General features: G+C 58.3%; 18 protein-coding genes and 1 tRNA gene. 9 read left to right on the top strand and 10 right to left on the bottom strand.

Annotation, left to right across the window (positions count from 1 at the left end):
- The first annotated feature begins 5 nt into the window (after positions 1-5).
- From MTP39_RS05565 to MTP39_RS05555, 3 genes are all read left to right on the top strand, one after another.
- A complete protein-coding gene (locus MTP39_RS05565; protein ID WP_249241766.1) occupies positions 6-938 on the top strand; it encodes a carbohydrate kinase family protein in 933 nt (310 codons plus the stop codon).
- A gap of 465 nt (positions 939-1,403) precedes the next feature.
- Positions 1,404-2,534 (top strand): sodium ion-translocating decarboxylase subunit beta, encoded by a 1,131-nt coding sequence (locus MTP39_RS05560; protein ID WP_112090222.1) that lies wholly within the window; start codon positions 1,404-1,406, stop codon positions 2,532-2,534.
- 13 nt (positions 2,535-2,547) lie between these two features.
- On the top strand, positions 2,548-2,676 hold the full coding sequence (locus MTP39_RS05555; protein ID WP_015538181.1) for a hypothetical protein: 129 nt from the start codon (positions 2,548-2,550) through the stop codon (positions 2,674-2,676).
- Positions 2,677-2,772: 96 nt separating this feature from the next.
- Here MTP39_RS05555 and MTP39_RS05550 read toward each other — a convergent pair whose 3' ends face one another.
- Positions 2,773-3,603 carry a helix-turn-helix domain-containing protein gene (locus tag MTP39_RS05550; RefSeq protein WP_249241765.1) on the bottom strand — a complete coding sequence of 277 codons (831 nt, stop codon included), beginning with the start codon at positions 3,601-3,603 and terminating at the stop codon, positions 2,773-2,775.
- Positions 3,604-3,818: 215 nt separating this feature from the next.
- On the opposite strand from MTP39_RS05550, the gene MTP39_RS05545 reads away from it, so the two are divergent.
- Genes MTP39_RS05545 through bilR form a run of 3 tightly spaced genes read left to right on the top strand, consistent with a single transcriptional unit; the run spans position 3,819 to position 7,922 of the window.
- On the top strand, positions 3,819-5,207 hold the full coding sequence (locus tag MTP39_RS05545; protein WP_249241764.1) for an MFS transporter: 1,389 nt from the start codon (positions 3,819-3,821) through the stop codon (positions 5,205-5,207).
- A 3-nt stretch (positions 5,208-5,210) separates the two neighbouring features.
- Positions 5,211-5,966, top strand: a complete 756-nt coding sequence (locus MTP39_RS05540) for an alpha/beta hydrolase family protein (RefSeq protein ID WP_249241763.1) — start codon at positions 5,211-5,213, stop codon at positions 5,964-5,966.
- A 30-nt stretch (positions 5,967-5,996) separates the two neighbouring features.
- Positions 5,997-7,922, top strand: coding sequence for a bilirubin reductase, long form (gene bilR, locus MTP39_RS05535; protein WP_249241762.1), 1,926 nt, complete (start codon positions 5,997-5,999; stop codon positions 7,920-7,922).
- A gap of 715 nt (positions 7,923-8,637) precedes the next feature.
- Here the strand turns inward: bilR and MTP39_RS05530 are convergent.
- The 3 genes from MTP39_RS05530 to fucO all read right to left on the bottom strand — a co-directional run bounded on the left by MTP39_RS05530 (position 8,638) and on the right by fucO (position 12,527).
- Complete coding sequence (locus MTP39_RS05530; protein ID WP_249241761.1) at positions 8,638-9,597, bottom strand: calcium/sodium antiporter; 960 nt, start codon at positions 9,595-9,597, stop codon at positions 8,638-8,640.
- Between the two features lie 244 nt (positions 9,598-9,841).
- A complete protein-coding gene (locus MTP39_RS05525; RefSeq protein ID WP_249241760.1) occupies positions 9,842-11,149 on the bottom strand; it encodes a putative ABC transporter permease in 1,308 nt (435 codons plus the stop codon).
- A 229-nt stretch (positions 11,150-11,378) separates the two neighbouring features.
- Positions 11,379-12,527 carry a lactaldehyde reductase gene (gene fucO, locus MTP39_RS05520; RefSeq protein ID WP_249241758.1) on the bottom strand — a complete coding sequence of 383 codons (1,149 nt, stop codon included), beginning with the start codon at positions 12,525-12,527 and terminating at the stop codon, positions 11,379-11,381.
- Positions 12,528-12,762: 235 nt separating this feature from the next.
- Between fucO and MTP39_RS05515 the strand changes: the two genes are divergently transcribed.
- Together MTP39_RS05515 and MTP39_RS05510 are read left to right on the top strand one after the other, a co-directional pair.
- Positions 12,763-12,837, top strand: a tRNA-Thr gene (locus MTP39_RS05515).
- Positions 12,838-13,117: 280 nt separating this feature from the next.
- The gene (locus tag MTP39_RS05510; RefSeq protein ID WP_249241757.1) at positions 13,118-13,966 is read left to right on the top strand and encodes a sugar phosphate isomerase/epimerase family protein; all 849 of its coding nucleotides are present in this window, start codon (positions 13,118-13,120) and stop codon (positions 13,964-13,966) included.
- Between the two features lie 292 nt (positions 13,967-14,258).
- Here MTP39_RS05510 and MTP39_RS05505 read toward each other — a convergent pair whose 3' ends face one another.
- The 5 genes from MTP39_RS05505 to MTP39_RS05485 all read right to left on the bottom strand — a co-directional run bounded on the left by MTP39_RS05505 (position 14,259) and on the right by MTP39_RS05485 (position 20,202).
- Positions 14,259-17,702, bottom strand: a complete 3,444-nt coding sequence (locus MTP39_RS05505; RefSeq protein ID WP_249241756.1) for a leucine-rich repeat domain-containing protein — start codon at positions 17,700-17,702, stop codon at positions 14,259-14,261.
- Positions 17,703-17,747: 45 nt separating this feature from the next.
- On the bottom strand, positions 17,748-18,680 hold the full coding sequence (locus MTP39_RS05500) for an InlB B-repeat-containing protein (protein WP_249241755.1): 933 nt from the start codon (positions 18,678-18,680) through the stop codon (positions 17,748-17,750).
- Positions 18,681-18,808: 128 nt separating this feature from the next.
- The gene (locus tag MTP39_RS05495) at positions 18,809-19,054 is read right to left on the bottom strand and encodes a hypothetical protein (RefSeq protein ID WP_249241754.1); all 246 of its coding nucleotides are present in this window, start codon (positions 19,052-19,054) and stop codon (positions 18,809-18,811) included.
- Between the two features lie 28 nt (positions 19,055-19,082).
- The gene (locus tag MTP39_RS05490; protein WP_249241753.1) at positions 19,083-19,538 is read right to left on the bottom strand and encodes an InlB B-repeat-containing protein; all 456 of its coding nucleotides are present in this window, start codon (positions 19,536-19,538) and stop codon (positions 19,083-19,085) included.
- A gap of 139 nt (positions 19,539-19,677) precedes the next feature.
- Positions 19,678-20,202, bottom strand: coding sequence for a GNAT family N-acetyltransferase (locus MTP39_RS05485; protein WP_249241752.1), 525 nt, complete (start codon positions 20,200-20,202; stop codon positions 19,678-19,680).
- Between the two features lie 129 nt (positions 20,203-20,331).
- On the opposite strand from MTP39_RS05485, the gene recG reads away from it, so the two are divergent.
- Positions 20,332-22,392 carry an ATP-dependent DNA helicase RecG gene (gene recG, locus MTP39_RS05480; RefSeq protein WP_249241751.1) on the top strand — a complete coding sequence of 687 codons (2,061 nt, stop codon included), beginning with the start codon at positions 20,332-20,334 and terminating at the stop codon, positions 22,390-22,392.
- Between the two features lie 43 nt (positions 22,393-22,435).
- Here recG and MTP39_RS05475 read toward each other — a convergent pair whose 3' ends face one another.
- The gene (locus MTP39_RS05475) at positions 22,436-23,548 is read right to left on the bottom strand and encodes an acyltransferase (protein WP_249241750.1); all 1,113 of its coding nucleotides are present in this window, start codon (positions 23,546-23,548) and stop codon (positions 22,436-22,438) included.
- Positions 23,549-23,555 lie beyond the last annotated feature (7 nt).

The raw sequence follows: 23,555 nt of genomic DNA, 5'->3' as shown, positions 1-23,555 counted from the left end.
CGTTTATGGGCATCGTAGTCATCGGAGCTGTTTTTGTGGATATCAAGGGCTATCCCCTTTCCACCTATATCCCCGGCGGGCGCAACGCCGGACGCATCGAGCAGGTACACGGCGGCGTGAGCCGCAATGTGGTGGAGGATATCGCCAACGTGGAGCTGCGCCCCACCTTTGTGGGTCTGGTGGATGACACCGGCATGGGACAGGACGTCATCGACAAGCTGGCAAAGCACAAGGTGAACACCCGCTTTATCCAGAAAAAGCCGGACGGCATGGGTACATGGCTGGCCATTTTTGACAACGACGGCGATGTGCACGCCGCCATCTCCAAGCGGCCGGACACCACCCCGCTGACCGGCCTGTTACAGGAGCAGGGCGATGCCATTTTTGCGGATTGCGATTCCATTGCGCTGGAACTGGACCTTGAAAAAGAGACAGTGAAGCAGACCCTGCGCTACGCCAAAAAGTACGGCAAAAAGGTGTTTGCCGTTGTCTCCAACATGAGCATCGCCATGGAGCGACGGGATTTCTTGCAGCAGATCGATTGTTTCGTCTGCAACCAGCAGGAGGCCGGGCTGCTGTTCTCGGACGACTACGACCACCTCTCCCCAGACGAGATGTGCCGGGTGCTCAGCAGCAACGTGCGCAGCGCCAATATCCCCAGCATGGTGGTGACCATGGGCGGGCAGGGCGCGGTATACGCCTGCGCGGACGGCAGCTGCGGCATCGTGCCCGCCAAAAAGGTGGACGTCATGGACACCACCGGCGCGGGCGACGCCTTCTTTGCAGGCACGGTCATCGGCCTGACCTACGGCAAAACGCTGGCAGAATCCTGCGAGATCGGCAGCCGTCTTGCTGCTTCGGTCATCTGCATCACCGAGAACGTCTGTCCCCGCTTCCGCCCGCAGGAGTTCGGGCTGGATGTACCGGTGGTGGATTAACGGTTTGGAATGGTCTCCGCTGCGCTCTGACCATTTTCAGCGGAAAAATTATTTATATTTTGCCAACCGGGAAAATCTGCGGATTTTCCCGGTTGGCCTTTTCACAAGAGGAGCCGCAAAGGAAAGCTGCATCTATAACTAAAATTGCGGATTTTTCGGCTCGCCTTTTCACGGGAGGGGCATAGAGGGAACCGGCATCCGTCTATTGGATTTTTGCGAAAAACCGCATTTTCCCCCTTGACAGAAGCGGCAGTTTCTGGTATCAATAAAAATGATAAAGGGGAGTAAAGGGCAGCCCGCCGGTCAAGGCTTTTTTCCGGCAGGCCGCTGCATGGCAGCGTCATCACGGCAGCAATGCCCGATGTCATGTGTTCGCTTGAGACTTTTGTCACAGATCGTACGCTGTGGCAAGGGTCTCTTTTTTTCTTGCCGCAGCATCAGAACAAAAGGAGGCAGAAAAACATTATGAATTTCTGGAACACATTCGCCGCGCTCTTTTCAAACTTCGGGGCGCTGACATGGCAGATGGTGGTCATGTGGGGCATTGGTGCCCTGCTCATTTACCTTGCCATCGTCAAAAAGATGGAGCCCAGTCTGCTGCTGCCCATGGGGTTCGGTGCCATTCTGGTCAACCTTCCCGCATCCGGCGCTATCACGCAGGGCGACACCGTTGGCCCCATCTCTGCCCTGTTTGAGGCAGGCATGTCCAACGAGCTGTTCCCGCTGCTGCTGTTCATCGGCATCGGTGCCATGATCGATTTTGGCCCGCTGCTGGAAAAACCGTGGCTCATGCTGTTTGGCGCAGCGGCACAGTTCGGCATCTTTTTCACCCTGTTTCTGGCCGGGTTCTTCTTTGATATGAAGGACGCCGCATCCATTGCGGTCATTGGCGCTGCCGACGGCCCCACCGCCATTTTTGTGGCAAACACCCTGAAATCCCAGTATCTGGGCGCTATTATGGTGGCGGCTTACAGCTATATGGCGCTGGTGCCCATCGTTCAGCCGCCAGTCATCCGGCTGCTGACCACCCAGAAGGAGCGCCGCATCCGTATGCCCTACGAAAAAGGCAACGTCACCCAGCTGACTAAGATCCTGTTCCCCGTTGTGGTCACGGTGGTCGCCGGTCTGGTAGCCCCGGCCAGCGTGGCGCTGGTGGGCTTTTTGATGTTCGGCAACCTGCTGCGGGAGTGCGGGGTGCTGAACTCCCTGAGCGAGACCGCCCAGAACGTGCTGGCAAACCTCATCACCCTGCTGCTGGGTCTGACCGTAGCCGGGCAGATGACCGCCGACAAGTTCGTCCGGCCGGATACCCTGCTTATCATGGCGCTGGGTCTTGTGGCCTTTATCTTTGATACCGCTGGCGGCGTGCTGTTCGCCAAGCTGCTGAACCTCTTCCTGCCCGAGGGCAAAAAGCTGAACCCCATGATCGGTGCGGCAGGCATTTCGGCCTTCCCCATGAGCGGACGCGTGGTCAACAAGATGGGTCTGGCCGAGGACAGCCAGAATTTCCTGCTGATGTACTCCATCAGCGTCAACGTTTCCGGGCAGATCGCATCCGTCCTTGCCGGCGGACTGATCCTTTCCCTGATGGCTTAACGGAGGTGCCTTTATGCTTCATCTTTCTTCCTGGATGACCACCCTGCCCATGATGCTTATCGGCATGACCGGTATCCTGCTGGTCATCGGCTTTCTCGTGCTGGTTGTGATGGCGCTGAACTGCCTCACCCGACGCAAGTAAGGGCAAATAATAGAATAAGCAAGCCGCCCGGGAGGATCTGCGGATCTTTCCGGGCGGCTTTTTTCACAGGTGCGGACGGCGCTGCTTTTGCCGGATTCATCCCCGGGCGTCCTGCCGGGTGGTGTGGAAGTACTCCTTGGGGGTCATGCCGTACTCCTTTTTAAAGGCGCGGAAAAAGTGGTTGTAGCCGCCAAAGCCGCTGGTCTTGTACACCTCGGTGATGGGCAGCCCCTGCTCGATGAGGGTGCAGCAGCGGTCCAACCGTGCTTTCACGATGTAGCGGTGCACCGTCTGCCCGGTCTGGCGCTTGAATTCCCGGGCAATATGCTCCCGGGAGACGAAAAACTCCTTTTCCAGCCGCTCCAGCGTCAGTTCCTCGGTAAGGTGCGCCTGAATAAACAAAAACACCTCGTCCAGCATCAGATGGTGGCGGCTGACCGATGCGGTGTGGAACTCCGCATGGATGCAGGCACGCAGCGCCAGCACCACGAACATTTGCAGAATACCGTGCTCGAACACCGCTGCGCCGAACTGGGTGCGCTCCTGCGGGAGCATCAGCAGCTTCCGGGCAAGGTTTTTCAGCAGCATATAGATCTGGCTGTCCGGGCGCACAGCCACCTGCCGGAAGGGCACCACGTTGAAGCTTTTTTCAAGGTCGGTGTCGGCGTCCGAAAGCTGCGCCAGCGTCTGGGGGGACAGCTGCACCCGGATAATCTCCAGCGGGCCGTATGCACCGGCATATTCCAGCCTGCCGCCCTGACCGGGCTTGAAGATGATGAGGTTCTGCTGCTGGGCGGGCAGCACCACCTCGGGGCACCGGAATACTCCGCTGCCCCGCATGACCAGAAACAGGTCGTAATATGCGCCGGAGTAAAACTCCCGGACGGCGCTCTTCTCGAAAAAATAACGCTTGGCTGTATAGTTCACCAAAAACTCCTCCGCAAAACTGTCATGTGTAACAGTTTGTTGTACACAACAGAAAAGTACAACTGTTATAATTGCATAATACATCAATTTGCGATAGTTTTCAATCATTTTTTGGATATGTATTGATGGAAATTTAACGTATAATGCAAAGCGTAGAAAAGAGACTTGTGCGAAAAGTCTCGTGGTTTCACTGTTTTTAAGGAGGATAAAACACAATGGACCAGAAAAAGACCATCCGACCCTTCTCTATGAAGGACAAGATCGGCTATACGCTGGGCGATCTGGGCTGCTGCTTCACCGAGCAGTACCGCGCCATGTATCTGTCGATCTTCTACACCCTGATCCTGCAGGTCAACCCCTTCCATGTGGGTATCCTGCTGCTGGTCACCAAGATCTGGGACGCCGTTAACGACCCCATCATCGGTGCGATCGTGGACTCCCGCAAGGCCACCAAGGGCGGCAAGTTCATCCCTTGGATCCGCGCCTTCTCCTTCCCCATGGCAGTGCTGTGCATCCTTGGCTTTGTCAATGTGGGCAACATCAACTACGGCCTGCGTCTGGCCTACATGTTCATCACCTACGTTCTGTACGAGGCACTGTACACCTGCGTCAACGTGCCCTTCGGCACCCTGTCCAGCGTGATGACCGATGATGTCAGCCAGCGCACCGCACTGTCCCGCTACCGCAGCCTTGGCGGCACCATCTTCATGACCGTCATGGTCATGGTCGGCCCCCTGTTCCTGTATGTGAACAACCAGCCCGTGGCTGGCCGCTTCCTGATGCTGGCCTGCATCTGCGCTATGCTGGGTCTGCTGTGCCTGCAGATCACCTGCGTGTGGTGCAAGGAGCGCGTGGCAGTGCCCGAGCGTCCGCAGGGCGAAAAGCTGAACTACCTGCACGTCCTCAAGGAGATTTCTCACAATAAGGCTCTGCTGGGCGTTATGTTCTTCAGCCTGACCGGTATGATCGGTGCTTCCGTGGTCAACGGTCTGAACACCTACCTGTACAAGGACTTCTTCGGCAACGTCAAAATTCAGGCTGTCTCCGGTATGCTGAGCGTGCTGTACGCTGTGCTGTCCTTTGCCATCACCCAGCCTCTGGCCAACAAGTTCGGCAAGAAGGAGTGGTGCTGCATGGGCGCTGGCTTTGCTGCCATCGTGTTCGGCATCCTGTTCTTCTTCCCCGTCCATAACCCCGTGGCCTTCATCGTCATCAACGGTATCTGCTATCTGGGCGCTTCCGGCATGCAGGTGCTGATCTGGGCCATGGTTAACGACGCCATCGACTACCACGAGCTGCAGACCGGCGAGCGCAACGAGGGCATCGTCTACTCCACCTACTCCTTCTTCCGCAAGCTTGCAAGCGCCATTTCCGGCAGCCTGTCCAGCTTTGTGCTGGGTGCTATCGGCTACAACGTTACCGCAGGCGCTGTGCAGACCGCAGGCGTTGTGAACGCCATCTGGAAGAGCTACACCGGCATCTACTTCCTGGGCTACGGCATTGCAGTTGCCATCCTGTTCTTCGTCTACCCCCTGACCAAGCAGAAGACTGCTGAGATGCTGACCGAGCTGAAGGCTCGCCGCGCCGCAAAGGAGAGCAAGTAAACCATGAAGATCTTACAGGTTCAGTTTAAAAACCGCAACGGCCACACCCTGCGCGGCATCGTGACCCTGCCCGACACCGAGGGCAAGGTACCCTTTGTGGTGCACCTGCACGGCTTTGCCGGCAGCTGCAGCGGCTACAAGTCCATGTACACCCACCTGTCCCGCGCTCTGGCAGCGCAGGGCATCGGCAGCGCCCGGTTCGATTTCTACGGCAACGGCGAGAGCGACGGCGAGTTTGAGGATATGAGCTTCGACGGCCTGCACACCGATGCACAGGATATCTTTGCATGGGCAGCTGAGCAGCCCTATGTGGACAGCGAAAAGCTGTTCCTCTCCGGCCAGAGCATGGGCGGCTACATTGCCGCCTCCTGCGCACCGGTCATCCAGCCCCACGGCCTGATCCTGCTGTGCCCGGGCGCCGGCATGTGGTTCGGCTGCGCACAGCGCGCCGACGGCGTTGTGCAGGCCGGCAAGGACTACGCCGACATGGAGGGCCTGTGCTACAAGATGGCCTTTAACTACGAGATGGCCAAGCACCCCGACCCCTTTACCGAGGCCAAGGGCTACAACGGCCCGGTGCTGCTGCTGCGCGCCGACGATGACCGTCTGGTGGACGAGGGCACCTGCAACCGTTACGCACAGGTGTACACCGCACCCGTGATGGACACCATTGCAGGCGGCGGCCACAACTTTGCCACGCTGGCAGCCCGTGCCGCCGTGGAGGAAAAGACCGCAGCATTCATCAAAGCAAATCTGTAAAGCAAAGCGTATCTGCAAGGAGGCTTTTGTATGGAAAACGTAATTCTGCAGCCCATCGAGGTGGGCGGACAGACCTTTAAAAACCGCATCATGTTCCCCCCGCTGACCACCGGCTACGAGAAAAACGGCATGATCAGCGAGCAGGACATGGGCTTCTACACCCGTCTGGCAAAGGGCGGCGTGGGCTACATCGTTCTGGGCGATGTGGCACCCATCAACAGCTTTTCTCCCACCCCCAAGCTGTTTGACGACAGCCAGATCCCTGCCTTCAAGGCACTGGCCGACAGCGTACACGCCTACGGCACCAAGCTGGGCATCCAGATCTTCCACCCGGAGTACGATGTGGACGCCATCAACAGCCTGTTTATGCAGAAGAAGTTTGACGAGATGCGTCAGCGCCTGCACCACGACATGATGTTCTTCACCGATGAGGCCAGCGAGGAGATGCTGATGTCCATCATCGATAAGATGTGCGCCTGCGCAGTGCGCGCCCAGAAGGCCGGTGTGGATGTCATCCAGATCCACGGCGACCGCCTGAACGGCTGCCTGTGCTCCACCCGCATGAACCACCGCACCGATAAGTTCGGCGGCAGTCTGGAGAACCGCGTCCGCTTTGCCCGTATGCTGACCCGCGCCATCCGCAAGGCTGTGCCGGATATGGTCATCGACTACAAGCTGTCCATCGTCACCCCGCAGCGCGGCAAGGGCGGCATTGACGAAGCCGACGCCGTGCAGTTTGCCCAGTGGCTGGTGGAGGACGGCGTGGATATGTTCCACGTTGCCCAGGCTAACCACACCGGCAACATGGCCGACACCATTCCTCCCATGGGCGTACAGCCCTACGGCTTCTTCGTCAAGATCGCCGGGGACATCAAAAAGGCTGTCAATGTGCCGGTCAGCGCCGTGGGTCGTATCATGGACGCCGATATGGCTGCACGTGTCATCGAGAGCGGCATGGCCGATATGGTTGCCATGGGCCGTCCGCTGCTGGCAGACCCCGACTGGGGCACCAAGATTGCTGCCGGGAAGGCCTGCGATATCCGCCGCTGCATCAGCTGCAACAAGGGCTGCACCGATGCCATCCAGAACCGCCAGTTCCTCTCCTGCGTGCTGAACGCGGAGAACGGCTACGAGAATACCCGCAGCATCCAGCCCGCAGCACAGAAAAAGAAGATCGCCGTCCTCGGCGGCGGCCCTGCCGGTCTGGAAGCTGCCCGTGTGGCAGCGCTGCGCGGCCATGACGTGACCCTGTTTGAAAAGACCACCTCTCTGGGCGGTCAGCTGAACATTGCCTGCGTACCTCCCCGCAAGGAGGAGATGCGCCGCGCCGCACAGGACCTGATCCACGCGGTCTGCAACGCCGGTGTGCACCTGTGCATGGGTCAGACCCGCACCGCAGAGCAGCTGAAGGACGCCGGTTTCGAGGCCGTCATCAACGCTGTGGGTGCCCACAGCGCCGCACCCCGCATCCCCGGCATTGACAGCGTGAACGTTGCCGACGCGTGGAAGGTGCTGGCCGGCGAGCAGCAGGTGTACGGCACGGTGGCTGTCATTGGCGGCGGCATGGTAGGCTGCGAGACCGCAGAGTATCTGGCTGCCCGCGGCTGCAAGGTGTCGGTCATCGAGATGATGGACAAGATCGCCGCCGGCGAGAGCACCACCATTCTGCCCACCCTGCTGGAAAACTACAAGACCTACGGCGTGGAGCAGTACCCCAGCCACAAGGTCAAGGAGTTCCGCATGGATGCCGTCGTCTGCGAGAACAAGGACGGCGCAGAGGTGACCATCCCCTGCGATTACATCGTGCTGGCCATGGGCGCACGCTCCAACGAATTTGACGCTGCTGCGCTGGAAGCTTCCAACATCCCGGTGTATTCCATCGGCGATGCCGCCGGTAAGGCTGCGGATATCTCCAACGCCATCCGCACCGGCTACGATACCGCCTGCCAGCTGTAAAACAAAAAATATCGTTCTATTTGTGGGTCAGAAACGTCTGTGGGCGCTTCTGACCCACTTTTTTTACCCTCTCAGGCAAAGCCGTCAGGGTTTTGCCACGCCCTCTCAGGCGCTAACGCGCCAGATTCCCCCTTTTGTCACCTACGGTGACATCTTCCCCCGGAGCAGGGGAAGTCTTTCCTCAAAGGGAGAGCCAAGGTTTAAAGTCCGTTGCTAAAGTATTAGGCGCAATGAGAAAGCTTCCGGTGGTGCTCTTGGCTCTCCCTTTGGGAGAGCTGTCAGGCCCGACAGGGCTTGACTGAGAGGGCGCACGCCGCTGAACTCCCCCAGTCGCCTATGGCGACAGATTCCCCCTTTTGTCACCTGCGGCGACATCTTCCCCCGGCCGGGGGAAGTCGTCCTCTGGAATGGGGCCTTTGGCATGACGGTATCGTTTCCGGCTAAAGCGCAAAGCTTCCGGGCGCGCCAGAGGCTCCCTCCCAGAGGAATCTGGCAAAGCCGTCAGGCTTTGACTGAGGGAGTTCGTTCCAAACCCCTCCCGTGAAAATGGAATACCGGAGCGTCCGCAGACGCTCCGGTATTCCGAAATTATAAATAATCTTTCCGCTGATGATGCGCAAAGCGAACGCGGAGCGCATTCCAAATCGTCCCACATAAAAAGGCTGCTGCACAAAACCCTGTGCAGCAGCCTTAACTATTTTACGTTTACAACAGATCAGATGCTGAACTGCACGGCGCAGAAGGCGGCATAGATGCACAGCAGTGCAATGCCCTGCGGGCGGCTCAGCTTGCCCTTGATCAGTGCGGGCAGGGTGAGCAGCAGCATCACGGCAAACATGACCGGGATATCCATCACCAGCGAGGCGTTCATGCCTGCGATGGTGGAGTTCTGCGGGATGCTGAAAGGTGCCAAAGTGACGGACACGCCGCTGACCAGCACCAGATTGAACACGTTTGCACCGATGACGTTGCCCAGCGACAGTGCGCCGTGACCCTTGGCCAGCGAGGTGATGGCGGTGACCAGCTCCGGCAGCGAGGTGCCCAGTGCCACAAAGGTCAGCGCAATGACCGACTCCGGTACGCCCAGTGCCTGTGCGATGAGGGTGCCGTTGTCCACCAGCAGGTCAGCGCCCACAGCAATGAGCACTGCGCCGATGGCCAGCAGACCCAGCTCCTTGGCAAAGGAGCCTTCCTCTGCCTGCTCCTCCTCTTCCGGGGCGGTGGCGTTTTTCATAGCCAGCACGTTGCACACGATGTAAGCCACGAACATGGCCAGCAGGATCAGACCCACCGGGCGGGTGAAGGAGCCGGTGGTGTAGGCCACACCGGCATAGAAAGCGGCAGCCACAAAGAAGAAGGCCACCGGGGTGCGCAGGCTCTTGGGGTCAACCTTGCCCGGGCGCACCGCAATGGTGATGGCGGCGATCAGTGCAGCGTTGCAGATGACCGAGCCGATGGCGTTGCCGTAGGCGATCTCGCCATGACCGGTGAGGGCAGAGGTGGTGGACACCATAACCTCCGGCAGGGTGGTACCGATGGACACCACCGTGGCACCGATGAGCAGCTCCGGCACATGGAAGCGGCGGGCGATGCCGGTGGCACCGTCCACAAACCAGTCGCCGCCCTTGATCAGGCACAGCAGACCCACGATAAACAACAGAACAGGGATCAGCATAATATCTCTCCTTTTTTTAAATGATGGCGGCAGAGGCACAAAAAAAGACCCTTATCACATCCTGCCCAGAACGGGAAAATGTGATAAAAGTCTCAAGCATCCGGTACTGCATCGGGCATTTCTGCCGGGACTGTCGCTACAGCACAGCGCACCGGTTTTTCAACCAAGGTACGCCCCTTACTCCCTTTTATCCAGAGAATATTATACCGGTTTTCCGGCAAAAACGCAAGGGGAAATATGGAGTTTATTCTGCCTTGTTCACTTTTTTGGCGTTGGGGTAAATGCGCTCCATGCGGGCATTGTCGAAATGCGCGTCAAGGAACACTTCCAGCTGGCCGTTGGGTGCTTCGCCGCTGGTGCGGGCATCGTACCGCGCCAGTGCCAGCGCACTGGTGAGCATATTCACCGCCATGAACACCGCCAGCGCCGCCGTCATCCACGGGCGGATATGGCTGCGCACCTTTTTCATCAGCTTCAGCACCAGCGGGTAGCCGTAGCGCATCCACAGCACCGCCGCAATGCCCCAGAAAAAGCAGTACAGCAGGTTGATGCGCCCGCCCAGATTGAACTTGAACTTGCTGTAATCCCAGAACACCGTGCCGAACAGCAGCTCGGTAACGGCGCTGCACACATATTCATATACGCCGCCCAGCACCGTGCCGAAGGCAAAGAGATAGCGGTCGCTTTTTTCCTGATTCTGCCGCAGCAGCACGGTAGCCATGGCCAGCGCCAGACCCCACACCACGCTGAAAGGCCCCCACACCAAGCTGGAGCGGCTCATCCATACCCCGGCGGTCAGGCGGCAGAACACGGTCTCCACTACATCGCCCAGAAACGCCCCGATGACGAACAGCCACAGCAGGTCTGCCGCGCTGAGGAAGTCGGCTTTTCCCTTCTGCGCTGCCGTGGGCTGCTGCCGGGCGGCTTCCGGGTAGGCGCGCTGGATGCGCTTTTCCACATACACGGCAATGCGGCGGCGCAAGGTATCGGAGCGTGCCTCCAGTTTCTGGTTCAGCTGTTCCAGCACCGGGTGCTGCGCCGCATACCGCCCCACCAGCACCGCCGAGCCCAGCTGGTCCAGCGCCGCGATGCCCAGCGCCGCCCACACCAGCGGATGCAGCAGCCAGCCCGGCACAAGGGCGCACAGACGCAGCAGCAGCCCATTGCCCCAAAGCACGGTCACCATGCCCAGCGCGCCCCACAGCACCGAGTATTGCAGGCAGACGTAGCCGTTCAGGTTGAACTTTTTATCAGAGTAGTCCCACCATTTGCGGTTGTGCAGCCGCTCCAGCAGCTTTGCCGTGAGCCACTCCACCACGGTAGCTGTGAGCATACAGGCCACAAACAGCATCGCAGGCTTTGTGCGCATATCTGCAAAGCCCACTGCCATCAGGATGGCCGTGGTGCCATACACAAAGCAGAACGGCCCCGCCGCCATGCCGCGGTTTGCAAACCGCTTGCCCCGGAAGGTAGCCACCACGGTCTCCCCTACCCACCCAAGGAAGGAATAGACCAGATACAGCACACCCAATGTATAGAAGTTCAGTGTCATCGCGCTTTCCTCGCCTTCTAGTTTTATGCTCTGATTGTACTCGCTTGCGCCGGTTTATACAAGGGGACGGCAAAAAAATGTTACAATTGGCGTGCGTTTTCATTTTACGAACGCATCATTCCGGGCAGACCGCAGTCTGCCCGGAATGATGCAATTAAAAACATTTTTCCGTTAAAAAAAGCCGCTGCACATGCACGGTGCAGCGGCTCTCGGAGTTTACTTTTGTAGATTACAGCTGGCTCTTATACAGCTCCACGATCTCCTCCACGCTGGTGTCGCGGGGGTTGCCGGGACGGCAGGCGTCTGCAAAAGCGGACTCGGCGAGGAACTGGATATCCTGTTCCTTCAGGATGCCGTGCAGGTTTGCGGGGATGCCCACATCTGCGCTCAGCTGCTTGACGGCAGCGATGGTGGCATCAGCGGCTTCCACATCGTTCATCTCGTCGATGCCCATAACGCCCATGGCCTTGCCCACGGCGCGGTAACGCTCACCGGCAACGCTCTTGTTGTATTCCAGACCCACCGGCAGCAGAATGGCGCAGGCCACACCGTGGGGGGTATCATACAGAGCAGACAGGCCGTGTGCCATGGAGTGCACGATGCCCAGACCCACGTTGGAGAAGCCCATACCGGCAATGTACTGACCCAGAGCCATGCCCTCGCGGCCCTCCGGGGTGTTCTGCACAGCGCCGCGCAGGCTCTGGCTGATGAGCTTGATGGCTTCCAGATGGAACATATCGGAGATGACGCAGTGGCCCTTGGTGATGTAGCCCTCGATGGCGTGGGTCAGCGCATCCATACCGGTAGCGGCAGTCAGGCCCTTGGGCATGGAGGACATCATATCGGGGTCGACCACAGCGATCTCGGGGATATCGTTGGTGTCGACGCAGACGAACTTGCGCTTTTTCTCCACATCGGTGATGACGTAGTTGATGGTGACCTCAGCAGCAGTACCGGCGGTGGTGGGCACTGCAATGGTGAACACTGCGTGCTTCTTGGTGGGAGCAACGCCTTCCAGAGAGCGGACGTCCGCAAACTCAGGGTTATTGATGATGATACCAATGGCCTTTGCGGTATCCATGGAGGAGCCGCCGCCGATGGTCACGATGCAGTCAGCCTCGGCAGCCTTGAAGGCAGCCACGCCGTCCTGTACGTTGGCGATGGTGGGGTTGGGCTTGATCTCGCTGTACACAGCGTAGGCAAAGTTTGCAGCATCCAGCAGGTCGGTGACCTTTTTGGTAACGCCAAACTTGATCAGGTCGGGGTCGGAGCAGACGAAAGCCTTCTTGTAGCCGCGGGCGGTCAACTCGGGAACGATGTTCTCGATAGCGCCGTGGCCGTGGTAGGAGATGGTATTCAGAACAATGCGGTCAGCCATAATATAAATCCTCCAAATCTGTTTGCAGCCGCCTTTCCGGCGGCGTTTCTCTACGTTTCAGCATAGCACATCGTCAAAAAATTTGCAATGTAAAATTGTTTAAATTTGTAGCATATTTTTATACTTGTGTATCGTTTTCTGTTATTTTTGTCTGTTTCCAAGGATTATCATCCCCTGCAAAAAAACAATCCTTGCCAAATGGCCGTGCCTGTGTTATACTATTCTGGTAACCTTTGCTGGTGTGGCGCAATGGCAGCGCAACTGATTTGTAATCAGTGGGTTGCAGGTTCAACTCCTGTCACCAGCTCCAAGAAAAATCCTGCGATATACCGCTAGAATGGCGGCGTGTATCGTGGGATTTTTGCTTTTATATGCGTTGCAAAATGCCCGGAAAGGATGGCATAATCTAACAAAGAAGCCAACAAATCAGCATTTCGCCCTCTGCATAACACACATCTGTATTACCTGCGCCGCCGGGTGCCACCCGGGGTGACAAACAGCACCTGCCAAAAGACATCTAAGGTGTTCCCCCGCAGACATTTTTGGTGTATAATGGTAAAAACGCACTCAAATCAAAGGAGGAACCAAGCATGATCCAATTCGGTCTGCGTCTGCACGACGCGGAAAAGCTGCCCATTGAGCAGGTGCTGCCGCTGGTGCACCAGAAGGGCTTTTCCTGCGTGCATCTGGCACTGAGCAAATCCCTGAAGGAGTTGCCCAACACCCCCTCTGCTCTCACCCCCGGCTACGCGGCCTATCTGCGCCGCCTGTTTGCCAAAAACGAGCTGGACATTGCGGTGCTGGGCAACTACCTGAATCTGGCGCACCCGGATGCGGATGCCCTGCACGCCATTCAGGAAAAGTACTACGCGCATATCCGCTTTGCCAGCCTGCTGGGCTGCGGCATGGTGGGCACCGAGACCGGTGCACCCAACGCGGAGTACAAGTTCTGCCCGGAGTGCCGCAGCGATGCCGCCCTTGCCACCTTTATCAAAAACTTCAAGCCGGTGGTGCGCTGCGCCGAGCAGTACGGCGTGACCATTGCCATTGAGCCGGTGGTCAAGCACATCGTGTATGACGCCCGCCGCGCCCGCACTGTACTGGACGAGATCGGCAGCCCCAATCTGCAAATTCTGCTGGACCCGGTGAACCTTTTGAACATGGAAAACGTAGACCGCCGGGAGGAAGTGTTCGCCGAGGCTATCGAGCTGCTGGGCAAGGACGTGGCCATGATCCACTTCAAGGACTTCTTGCGGCAGGATGCCGGCGGGCAGCTGGCTGCCACCGGTGCCGGGCAGGGCGGCATGGGCGACTACCGCACCATTCTGCGGTTCGCCAAGGAGCAAAAGCCCTATGTGTTCGCCACCTTGGAGAACACTACCCCGGAAAACGCCGTCCAGTGCCTACAATACCTGCAAAAGCAGTACGATGAGTGCTGACAACAAACTGAACCGCAGGCTGCTGGCCGCAGCCGTCTGTGGTTTTATGGTATGAAAAAAGTCTGAACCGGTGGCTGATGCCTCAGTTCAGACTTTTTTGTTATTCTATGCTTTTATCTGCCAGCGGCAAAGGCTCATGCCTTTACATTTCCATTATTTTGGCTATTTATTAAAAAAAAGTTTTTGTTGCAGTTTCAGCTCATGACAAAAAAAGAGATAGACCGCCCTTTCCGGGAAGTCTATCTCTTTTTGTTGGGGCTGTTTTCTGCTTTCCCTTATCGCTGAGAAATGTTTATGCTGCGGTGCGCTCCACGCCGTTGATGATTGTTTTGCCGTAGTCGGTGTTGCCACTGCCTACTGTACGCACACAACTTTCCATGCCCTTGCCGTTGGCCGTAATGGTACCATAGTTGGTGCAGTCGCTCACATCTGCCTGGAAACCATGCAATGCACCGACTTCGCATTCGTAAGTGCCTTCTCCGCGTGTATAGGTGATATCCGCCTTATTCGTGCAGTTCTGCACATAGGTGCGGCAATTCTGCTGGCCTCGACCTGAAATGCCGCCGATCCATGTGCGGAAGCCGCCTTGTACGTTGATTCTGCCGCTGACAGAGCAATTCTGGATATAGATATCGTTACTAGAGGCATTGTTCAAGCCAACGATTGCACCAACATTGAGCACTGTCTCACTTTCATCAGTGCCGGTAATATCAATGTTCACATCTTTCAGGTTCAGGTTACTCACCCGGCTCTGGAACGTACCGGCATAATAGTTGTCATAGTACGAATACAATGCGCCGAACATGCCAATGTTGGCTTCGCCGCTCACATCCGTTTTGATGATAGTCAGATTGGAAACCGTGTGTCCCTGTCCATCAAAATTGATGTAACCGCTATACGGCACCCACTCAATGCCGGAAAGGTCGATATCATTGACCAGCACATAGTATGTAGCGGTCGGCCAGTCATGGATGGCATCTAATTGCTCTGCCGTGGCAATCTGGTACGGGTCATTTTTCGTACCGCTGCCGCCTGCCATCGGAAGGTTGGTATCGCCATCTGTGCAGTGCTTGACAGCGTTTTTGAATGCAGCATTTGTATAAGATCCTTTTGAACTGTCGACCACAACACCTACTGTGCGCCACTGCTTCCGGGTGCCTGCATAATAGATTTCGGTTGGAGTTTCATTGTAAGCGTTGAAATAGCCAAACCCACGATCTCCAATGGTTTTCAAGCTTTCCGGCAGATATACTTCTGTAAGGGCGTCAGCATACATAAATGCATGATTGCCAATCTTTGTCACACCTTCGCGGATGATCAGCTTTTTGATTTTGCTGTTGTCCCACGGCCAAGGGATGCCATGGTTTGCGGTATCAAAACTGGGCATAGCACCTTCGCCGCTGATGATGAGCGTGCCGGTCTTTTCGTTGAAGGTGTAGGTGATATGGCCGGTATCGCTGGAGCCGTCATCCACACGGCCGCTGTTGAGCAGGTCGTCCAGACTGATCTCTGGGTGCTTTGTCAGGGTGACTTCCAGCGCCTTATCCAGCGTGAACTCCTCGTCCGTGGCAAACACCACGCCGTCCACCACCGAGTACAGGCGGTAAGCTTCGCCGTGTTCCAGATAGAACTTGGTCGGGTTGACGTAGGTGCACTCACCGATGAGTTCCGGGGTGTTGCCGTCCTTTTGCAGGTACAGCGGCAGGGCGGTGGTGTTGTTTACCCCTTCCAGCGTTGCCGTGACACGGTACTCCGTGTGGGGGCACTTGGTAAAGGCAAACTCCTTGCGGAAGGGCGACCAGTAGGCATCGCCATCAAAGAGTTCTGCGTTCTTCCACAGGGTAAAGGGATCGAACATAATTCCGTCTTTTCCAGGGACAAGCTGCATTCCGATCTGCAAGTTGCCGGAACAGGTAATGTGCAGATTGAACGCAAAGCACACTGGGGCGCAGCCATCGCGGGATTCCGGCACATCCTCCGAGTCCGCTCCCCGGAAAATAGCATGGGCTGTAAGGGTATTTTCAAAGCTCAGGTTGAAGTACAGCTGCACCAGATTGTAGGCTGCACCTATATACGGACTCAGGTGCAGGGTCGCCTTTACCACCACATTGGCATCTGCCGTCATCTGGTAATAGGGGTTGCTGCTCAGGTTGCGGAAGCCATAGCCCAGCTGGTAGGAAGCGCCAATGGTTGCGGTGGTCAGCAGCGTAACATTTGCCGAAGCGTTCAGTTCCACATCAATGCTTGCCGCAACACCAAAGGAGATGCCCGTCATGACATCGGTGGCATCGTACTTGCCCAGATCTACGGTCGCTTTTAAATCGGCTTCCACGCCGTAAACGCCCTTTATGCTCAGTGCGGCCGAGCCTGCCACATACACACGGTCCCATGCGATATAGTAGGCAAAGTTTGCGTTCACTGCAACACTGGAATCAATATGCAGCTTGACGGAGTATTCCAGATCATCCGTATACTTCTTCTTGTACTCCTTGTCCATCAGGACCTTCAAAGTCTTTTCCTTTGATTGGTTGTCCTTTTTGGGCTCAAATATGTTGCCGATATCTTCCGTCAGATCATCCACAAAGCCGTTGTCCGCCTCTGCATCGTCCGCAGCCGCATGGATGGCGTCGGCGCCCTCGCCGGTATACTCCAGCGCCTCAGGCGAGAAATCCACTATCGCAGACTCCTGCACGGTCACGTTGCTGGTCACACTGCCATCCGCGCCGCTCTCTGCACTGCCCTCCACATAGTGGAATTCGCTGCTGTCCTGATCGCTGTCGATCTTCAGCAGGTCGAACACATCCCGGATGTCCAGTTCCTCGTCACCAGTAATGACAAGTTTGCCGCCTTCCTCCCGAATGTCCTGCACACGGGCCACCAGCAGTCCCTCCGGGCTGTGGTAAACAAAGGTATCGCCTTCCTGCAGGTTCCGGAACTCTTCGGTGGGGTTTTCAACGGTATACACATAGCTGTCGGCGTCCTGCGTGATGACGTTTTCGTCGGGTGCCACCGCGTCATTGTCCAGCAGTGCAACATCGGCTTTCACCACACCAAAGTTCGTGTCGTCCCGCTCGTCCAGATTGACCACCAATTCCGGGTCAAAGTCGCTGGCCTTGGCCTCCTTCAGGTCGGACATTTCCTCGGTGAACAAGGTGCTGACATAAGTATCGCTCAGGGCGCTGTGCTCTTCCGTGTCCAGCAGAAATACCTTGAGCACAAAATACTGGGGCAGCGTGCCGGTGAGCGGGATCTCCGCCATGGTCTCCTCCGTCTGCTCCACCTGTATGGTGCCGCTGGCCAGCAGCTGCTTGCTGTCGGTGCTGTAAATGCCCACCACAAGGTCTGCCGTACCGGCGGCAAAATAGCGCACTGTGGCGGTCTGCCCCGTTACGCCTGCATCGATCACCCGGTAGTTCTGGGCATCGCTGCCGCCGTTTTCTGCGTCCGGGTCTGCGTCCGGCATTCCCGCCAGCAGCAGGGCGCTCAGACTGTCGGTGGCGGTCATGCTCAGCTGGTCGCTGGTCGTGGACTGAGAAAGCTTGCCGGTCTGCTGCTGCGCCATTGCAGCAGCGTAGGGGCGGGTATCCAGTCCGACAGGCGGAAGCGCTGTGGTTTGCAGCTGCTGTACCGCCGGGCCGGTCTGGGGCAGCTGCTCCGGGGCTGCTGCCAGCGCTGTGAATGAAAAGGTGCTCAAAAGCATAACGACCGCAAGGATCGCCGCAACAAATCGCTTCATAGGGCAGGATTCCTTTCTATCTTACTGTAAAGCTGTGAGACGGCCTTAAAGGGTCACGGTCAATCCCTTGACCGGGGCCTTGATCTGGATCGTCTTATGCACAAGCTGACCGTTTGCATCCGTATAAACAGCAGTCAGTTCGTAATTTCCGCGCTTGACCTTCAGTTCAAAGCTGCCCTCGGCGTTGGCAGTCGTCTGCGCCACCACCTTGCCGTCTTGCAGCAGCGAGATGCGTGCGTTGGCCGGTACGGTATGATCTGCCAGCTCTACCCTGCCCCGCACAGCCACCGGTGCCACAGTAGTCACTACACCGACTGCCACCGCCACAGCGGCCGCACCTGCGGCCAACGCAATGATCGCACCGCCGCCGTCTCCATCGCCGCCGGGGGCGGGGGTGGGGGAGTCCTTCGTGTCGTAGCACGCCGTCACCTCAACATCCAGACTGCCCATTACAAAGGTGGTCTGGCGGGCGGTCTCCTCGGCCAGCGTGATGTCACCGGCTTCCACCTTCCAGCGGGCAAAGGGCTTTCCGTCCTGCTCTGCCGGTGCAGTAATGGTGACCACTGCGCCCGCAGCAGCCTGTTCAAGGTCGGCCGTGCCGCCGTTTACCCGGACGGTGCGGCTTTCCGGTATTTTGCCGGGTCGGCAGGCCACGGCGTACCGGATATCTTCTGCCGCCGCACGGAAAGGCACGGTGAGCGTGCCGGTGTCCGTAGAAGCAGTCTCGGTCAGGTAGACCAGATTCTCTGCCGCCAGCGGCTGCTCTGCCGAGCGGCTGACGATGACGATGTAATCCGCCTCTGTCTCCAGATCATTGAAGCTGACATACCACTGGGTACCTTCCTTTGTGTACGCACCCTCCGCAATGGTGTTGGTGGTCTCCGGTGCTGCGGGAGCCGCAAACGCCCCCATTGGCAGCAGGCTGACCGCCATGGCCGCAGCCGTGATCCACGCGGAAAGTCTGAACGCTTTTTTCATCTTGTTTTCCTCCTCAGGATCGCAAACCTGTTCTATGGCAGCCGGTTCTGGCTGCCGGGCAAAAGATATATTTTCAGCACACCCGTGTTGGTAGCAACACCGGTGCCGTACTTCGCAAGTGCAGCCTGTCAGAAATTTTTCTGGATATAACTATTCAGATCCTGCAGGGTGTTATAGGCTGTGATAAAATTGTTGAGCATGGCGCTGGTGGAAGAGAAAAAGCGCGCCATATAGTTGAATACTTTACTGATCTTGCTGATATTGTTCAGCACATCGGCAAAACCCGCGCCGCCCGCCACGGCAGCCTGTTCCTCGGGTGCCAGCAGAGCATACTGTGCCGGAAGCCGGATCGTCTGGGCAGAATACTTCATCATAAGATACCTCTTTTCTGAACGAAACGTCTCAGCGCAGATACAGCACGGCCATGGTCAGCAGGATCGTACCTGCCACCAGCATCGTGCCAACATGCGCCTTCCACGCAAAGCCGTCTGTCGATGCAGTGCCCGGCTTTGTGACCGCCGGGGTCTTGTCGGAGGCATTGGGCACCCAATGCGCATAGATCGTGGTGTCCGCGCCGAACTCTGTGTTCACAGTGATCTTGTCCCCTTCCAACTGATCGGTATACCAGCCTTCGAAGGTATAGCCGGACATGGTGGGGGTGGGCAGAGAGTTCAGCCTGCCCGTAGAGGTAGTGCTGGCGATCACCGGGATCCCCACACCGCCGCCGGTCTCAAAATAGATGGTGTAGATGCCGTTTTGCTGCACGGTAGTCTCGGGAGCCGCTGCCGCTGCCGGCAGAGCCAACAACATCCACAGCAGCAACATCACCAAGGGCACAAGTCTTGTGGACTGTTTCATACAGATGCCTCCTATTGTTTTGTCTCCCTTTTATTATACCCCCTGCTTTGCCCCTGTCAACAAAATTCGACGCTGCAACAGGCTCTTCCGCGCCGCAAAAAATAATGAAAAACGCACGCTCCGGCACAAGCGCTCTCCCTCACACCATGCGGCAAAACTCCGTGGGCAGGGTGTTCCCGTATGAGATGCGCAGCCGCATCTGGTACCACACCACCCCGCCGTGGGTGGAAGCGGAAACGCCCTCGTTCACAAAGCCGAATTTTGCGTAATAGTGCAAAAGCTTCTCCTTGCAGGTCAGCACCAGTCCCTTGCGCCCCTGCGCGCGGGCATCTGCAATGGCTCTTTGCAGCAGCAGCCCGGCATAGCCCCGGCGGCGGCAGCGCGGGAGGGTGTTCACCCCAAAGATCATCTGCCATGCGCCGTTTTCATCATGCAGGGCGGCGTCCGCGTACATCGCATCGGTCAGGTCGGGCGTGTCGGTGCAAAAGCCGTCCACAAAGGCTACCAGTTCCCCCTGCTCAAACAGCAGCCAGAAATGATCGGCATAGTGTGCCAGCCGCCCGGCAAATTCTTCTGCCGTGGCAGCCTCCGCTGCCGGAAAACAGGCCGCCTCCACGGCGGCAATGGCGTGTAGATCGTCCATGGTCGCATTGCGTATTTCCATACGATTCTCTCCTCTCTTTTTTCTGTGCTGCCAGTGTACCACAGCTTCCGCACAAAGGCAAAGTGTTTGCATCTGTTCCCCGTCCGTGTTACAATGGCTATACTACGCTTAGAAGGGAGCTGAAACGCCATGCCCACCGAAAACCGCACTACCCTGACCCCGGACACCCCGGTGCGCTACCTGAAAGGGGTGGGGCCCAAGACCGCAGAGCGGTTCGAGAAGCTGGGCATCGTGACGCTGGCAGACCTGCTGTGCCACTACCCCCGGCGGTACATCGACTTTTCCAAGCCCTACTCCATCGCGGAAGCCCCCGCCGACACCGAATGCGTGGTAAAGGCCGAAGTGTTTGCAAAGCCCGGCGGGCGCATTCTGCCGGGCGGGCGGCGGATGGAGCGCATCACTGCCGGAGACGATGTAGCCAGTCTGGAGATCACATGGTTCAATAACCCCTACGCCACCCAGAAATTGCAGCTGGGACAGGAATACTATTTTCAGGGCATCGTCACCGGCGGGATGCTGCGCCGCCAGATGGTCAACCCGCAGGTGCGCACCGCTGAACAGATACAAGCCGCACCCTTTGAGGCCGTTTACCCCCAGACCGAAGGACTGTCCAGCAGCGTCATCTCCCGCTGCATCCGGCAGCTTTTGCCCCATGCGGAGCTGCTGCCCGACCCGCTGCCCCCGGAGATGCTGCAAAAATACCGTCTGCTCCCCAAGGCCGAAGCGGTGCGCGCCATCCACTGCCCTGCCACCGAGGAACAGGCCGCAGCGGCGCGGCGGCGGCTCATCTATGAGGAACTGCTGGTGCTGCAATTGGGCATTGGGCGGATGCGCAGCCGGGGCGCTGCGGCCACCGGGGCCCCCATGCGCCGCGCCGACCCTGCTCCTTTCTGGCAGAGCCTGCCCTTTGCCCCCACCGGGGCGCAACGCCGCGCGGTGGAGGAGATTTTAAACGATATGGCGGGCGATACCGCCATGAACCGCCTGTTGCAGGGCGATGTGGGCAGCGGTAAAACGCTGGTAGCTGCTGCCGCCATCTGGGCGTGCATCCGGGCGGGGTATCAGGCCGCGCTGCTGGCTCCTACCGAGATTCTTGCCGCGCAGCACGCCGAGGGGCTCAATCGGCTGCTTGCCCCTTTCGGGATGCGGGTGGCCCTGCTGACCGGCGGCATGAAGGCCGCCGCCCGTCGCACCACGCTGGCAGCCATCCGCAATGATGAAGCCGACCTTGTGGTGGGCACCCACGCCCTGATGAGCGAAGGGGTGGAGTTTGCCCGGCTGGGTCTTGCTGTCATTGACGAGCAGCACCGCTTCGGGGTGCGCCAGCGCGGCGCACTGGCGGAAAAGGCCGCGAACCCGCACCTGCTGGTCATGAGCGCCACCCCTATCCCCCGCACGCTGGGGCTTTTGATCTACGGCGACTTGGATATCTCCATTCTGGACGAGCTGCCCCCCGGGCGCACCCCGGTCAAGACCCGGTGCATCACCGGCAAGCGGCGGCGGGACCTGTACCGCTTTCTGGACAGCGAGATCGACAAAGGGCGGCAGGTGTATCTGGTCTGCCCCGCCATCGAGGATGTGCCGGACGGCGGGCTGAACGCCGTCAAGACCTACTACGAGGACATCGCCAAGGCGCTGCTGCCCGACCGCCGGGTGGGGCTGATGCACGGCAAGCTGAAGCCCAAGGAAAAAGCCGCCGTCATGGAGGATTTCAAGGCCGGGCGGCTGGACGCACTGGTGTCCACCACCGTCATTGAGGTGGGCGTGGACGTGCCCAACGCCAGCGTGATGGTGATTGAAAACGCCGAGCGCTACGGCCTGAGCGCCCTGCACCAGCTGCGCGGGCGTGTGGGACGCGGCGCTACCGAGAGTTGGTGCTTCCTTGTCAGCGACAACACCAGCGAAGCCGTGCAGAAGCGGCTGAAATTTCTCTGCTCCACCACCGACGGCTTTGCCGTGGCGCAGTACGACTTGGAGACCCGCGGCCCCGGCGACTTTTTCGGCAGCCGCCAGCACGGCCTGCCCACCTTGCAGATCGCCGATTTGATGAACGACACCCGCACCCTGCACGCCGCCCAGAGCGAGGCCGCCGCATTGCTTGCCGCCGACCCGCTGCTGGAAAGCCCTGCCCACGCTTTGCTGGCCGCGCAGGTGCAGCAGATGTTCGACAAGGCCGGGCCGATGAACTAAAAAAGCGCTGTCGCACAAAAAACTCGTGCGATAGCGCTTTTCTTTACACTTCTTTGCTCCCGACAACGCTTTGCAGGATGCGGGCGGTCAGGGCGTCCAGTTTTGTTTCCAGCGCGGGCAGGCGCAGCAGACGGTAGAGCCGCTGATACACGGCAGCCACTGCGTAGCCCGCCACGGTGATCAGCAGCACCACACCGGTCAGGTAAGCCAGCGAGGGCAGCAACGCCCCGCCGAACCGGGGCAGATCTACCCACTGCCACAGCAGTGCCCGGGTAAAACCGCTGTCGTGCAGCAGGTACACCCCGAAGGACAGCGGTGCCAGCAAAAAGACCCAGCGCCGCCAGTAGTCCGAGCGGATGCGGATATTCTGGAACAGCAAAAACAGCGCTGCCGAAGCAATGACCGTAGCCAGTGCCTGATAGCCGCCGACGGTATCCACAAAGCCGTTCAGGTGCAGAGCGTTTTCCACCCGCAGTGCCAGCATCCGGTTGAAAAGCCCCGCCGCCGAAGCCGCCAGATACGCCACTAGGCACAGCCCGCTGGGCACGGTCACCCGGTATTTGCGGAAATAGGCTGCCATAAAATACAGGATATAGAACCAGATAAAGCTGTATCCGTTATTCACAAAGGTCGCATCCGTTGCCCAGTAGAACAGCGTGCCCCACACGCTTTGCAGCAGCAGTGCCACCAGCAGCAGCGTTTTGTACTGCCGCCGGTCAAGGCTTTGCACCACCACGTTCAGCACCGGCACTGAGAGGTACATCAGAAAATAAGCCGAGGCAAACCAGTAGCCGTTGGAGGTAAGGGGTAAAAGTGCCCGGAGCAGTGCAACAGCCGAAAGCGGGACCGCCCCCGCTTTCACCGCAACGCAGAAAGTTAGCATGGAATAAAACCACACCTGTACCCCGATGCGGAACAGCCGCCCGGCATGAACAGGCCCCTTGCGCTCCGACAGATAATAGCCGGAAAGCATTACAAAGCAGTTTGTGGATACACGCGCCAGAATAAACAGCAGCCAGTAGATCCAGAATGCCGCCGACCCCTGTGGTGCCGCCCTGCCCAGCCCGCCGTGCCCGATGCCGTGCATCAGCACGATCATCACCATACTGAGGATGCGCATCGTCTCAAAGCCGCTATGCCGTTTTTGTTCTTCCATACCCCGC

Source organism: Faecalibacterium sp. I3-3-33, from assembly GCF_023347295.1.
Taxonomy (GTDB): Bacteria; Bacillota; Clostridia; order Oscillospirales; family Ruminococcaceae; genus Faecalibacterium.
Note: the sequence above shows the minus strand (reverse complement) of the source record. Positions and strands in the feature narration are given on the sequence as shown.

Bases quoted from the DNA above. Each gene is read 5' to 3' on its own strand.
- MTP39_RS05510 (WP_249241757.1), top strand. From the start codon at position 13,118: ATGATCCAATTCGGTCTGCGTCTGCACGACGCGGAAAAGCTGCCCATT.
- fucO (WP_249241758.1), bottom strand. From the start codon at position 12,527: ATGGCTGACCGCATTGTTCTGAATACCATCTCCTACCACGGCCACGGC.
- MTP39_RS05540 (WP_249241763.1), top strand. From the start codon at position 5,211: ATGAAGATCTTACAGGTTCAGTTTAAAAACCGCAACGGCCACACCCTG.
- MTP39_RS05565 (WP_249241766.1), top strand. From the start codon at position 6: ATGGGCATCGTAGTCATCGGAGCTGTTTTTGTGGATATCAAGGGCTAT.
- bilR (WP_249241762.1), top strand. From the start codon at position 5,997: ATGGAAAACGTAATTCTGCAGCCCATCGAGGTGGGCGGACAGACCTTT.
- MTP39_RS05490 (WP_249241753.1), bottom strand. From the start codon at position 19,538: ATGAAACAGTCCACAAGACTTGTGCCCTTGGTGATGTTGCTGCTGTGG.
- MTP39_RS05475 (WP_249241750.1), bottom strand. From the start codon at position 23,548: ATGGAAGAACAAAAACGGCATAGCGGCTTTGAGACGATGCGCATCCTC.
- MTP39_RS05530 (WP_249241761.1), bottom strand. From the start codon at position 9,597: ATGCTGATCCCTGTTCTGTTGTTTATCGTGGGTCTGCTGTGCCTGATC.
- MTP39_RS05500 (WP_249241755.1), bottom strand. From the start codon at position 18,680: ATGAAAAAAGCGTTCAGACTTTCCGCGTGGATCACGGCTGCGGCCATG.
- MTP39_RS05525 (WP_249241760.1), bottom strand. From the start codon at position 11,149: ATGACACTGAACTTCTATACATTGGGTGTGCTGTATCTGGTCTATTCC.
- MTP39_RS05505 (WP_249241756.1), bottom strand. From the start codon at position 17,702: ATGAAGCGATTTGTTGCGGCGATCCTTGCGGTCGTTATGCTTTTGAGC.
- MTP39_RS05555 (WP_015538181.1), top strand. From the start codon at position 2,548: ATGCTTCATCTTTCTTCCTGGATGACCACCCTGCCCATGATGCTTATC.
- MTP39_RS05485 (WP_249241752.1), bottom strand. From the start codon at position 20,202: ATGGAAATACGCAATGCGACCATGGACGATCTACACGCCATTGCCGCC.
- MTP39_RS05545 (WP_249241764.1), top strand. From the start codon at position 3,819: ATGGACCAGAAAAAGACCATCCGACCCTTCTCTATGAAGGACAAGATC.
- MTP39_RS05560 (WP_112090222.1), top strand. From the start codon at position 1,404: ATGAATTTCTGGAACACATTCGCCGCGCTCTTTTCAAACTTCGGGGCG.
- MTP39_RS05495 (WP_249241754.1), bottom strand. From the start codon at position 19,054: ATGATGAAGTATTCTGCCCAGACGATCCGGCTTCCGGCACAGTATGCT.
- recG (WP_249241751.1), top strand. From the start codon at position 20,332: ATGCCCACCGAAAACCGCACTACCCTGACCCCGGACACCCCGGTGCGC.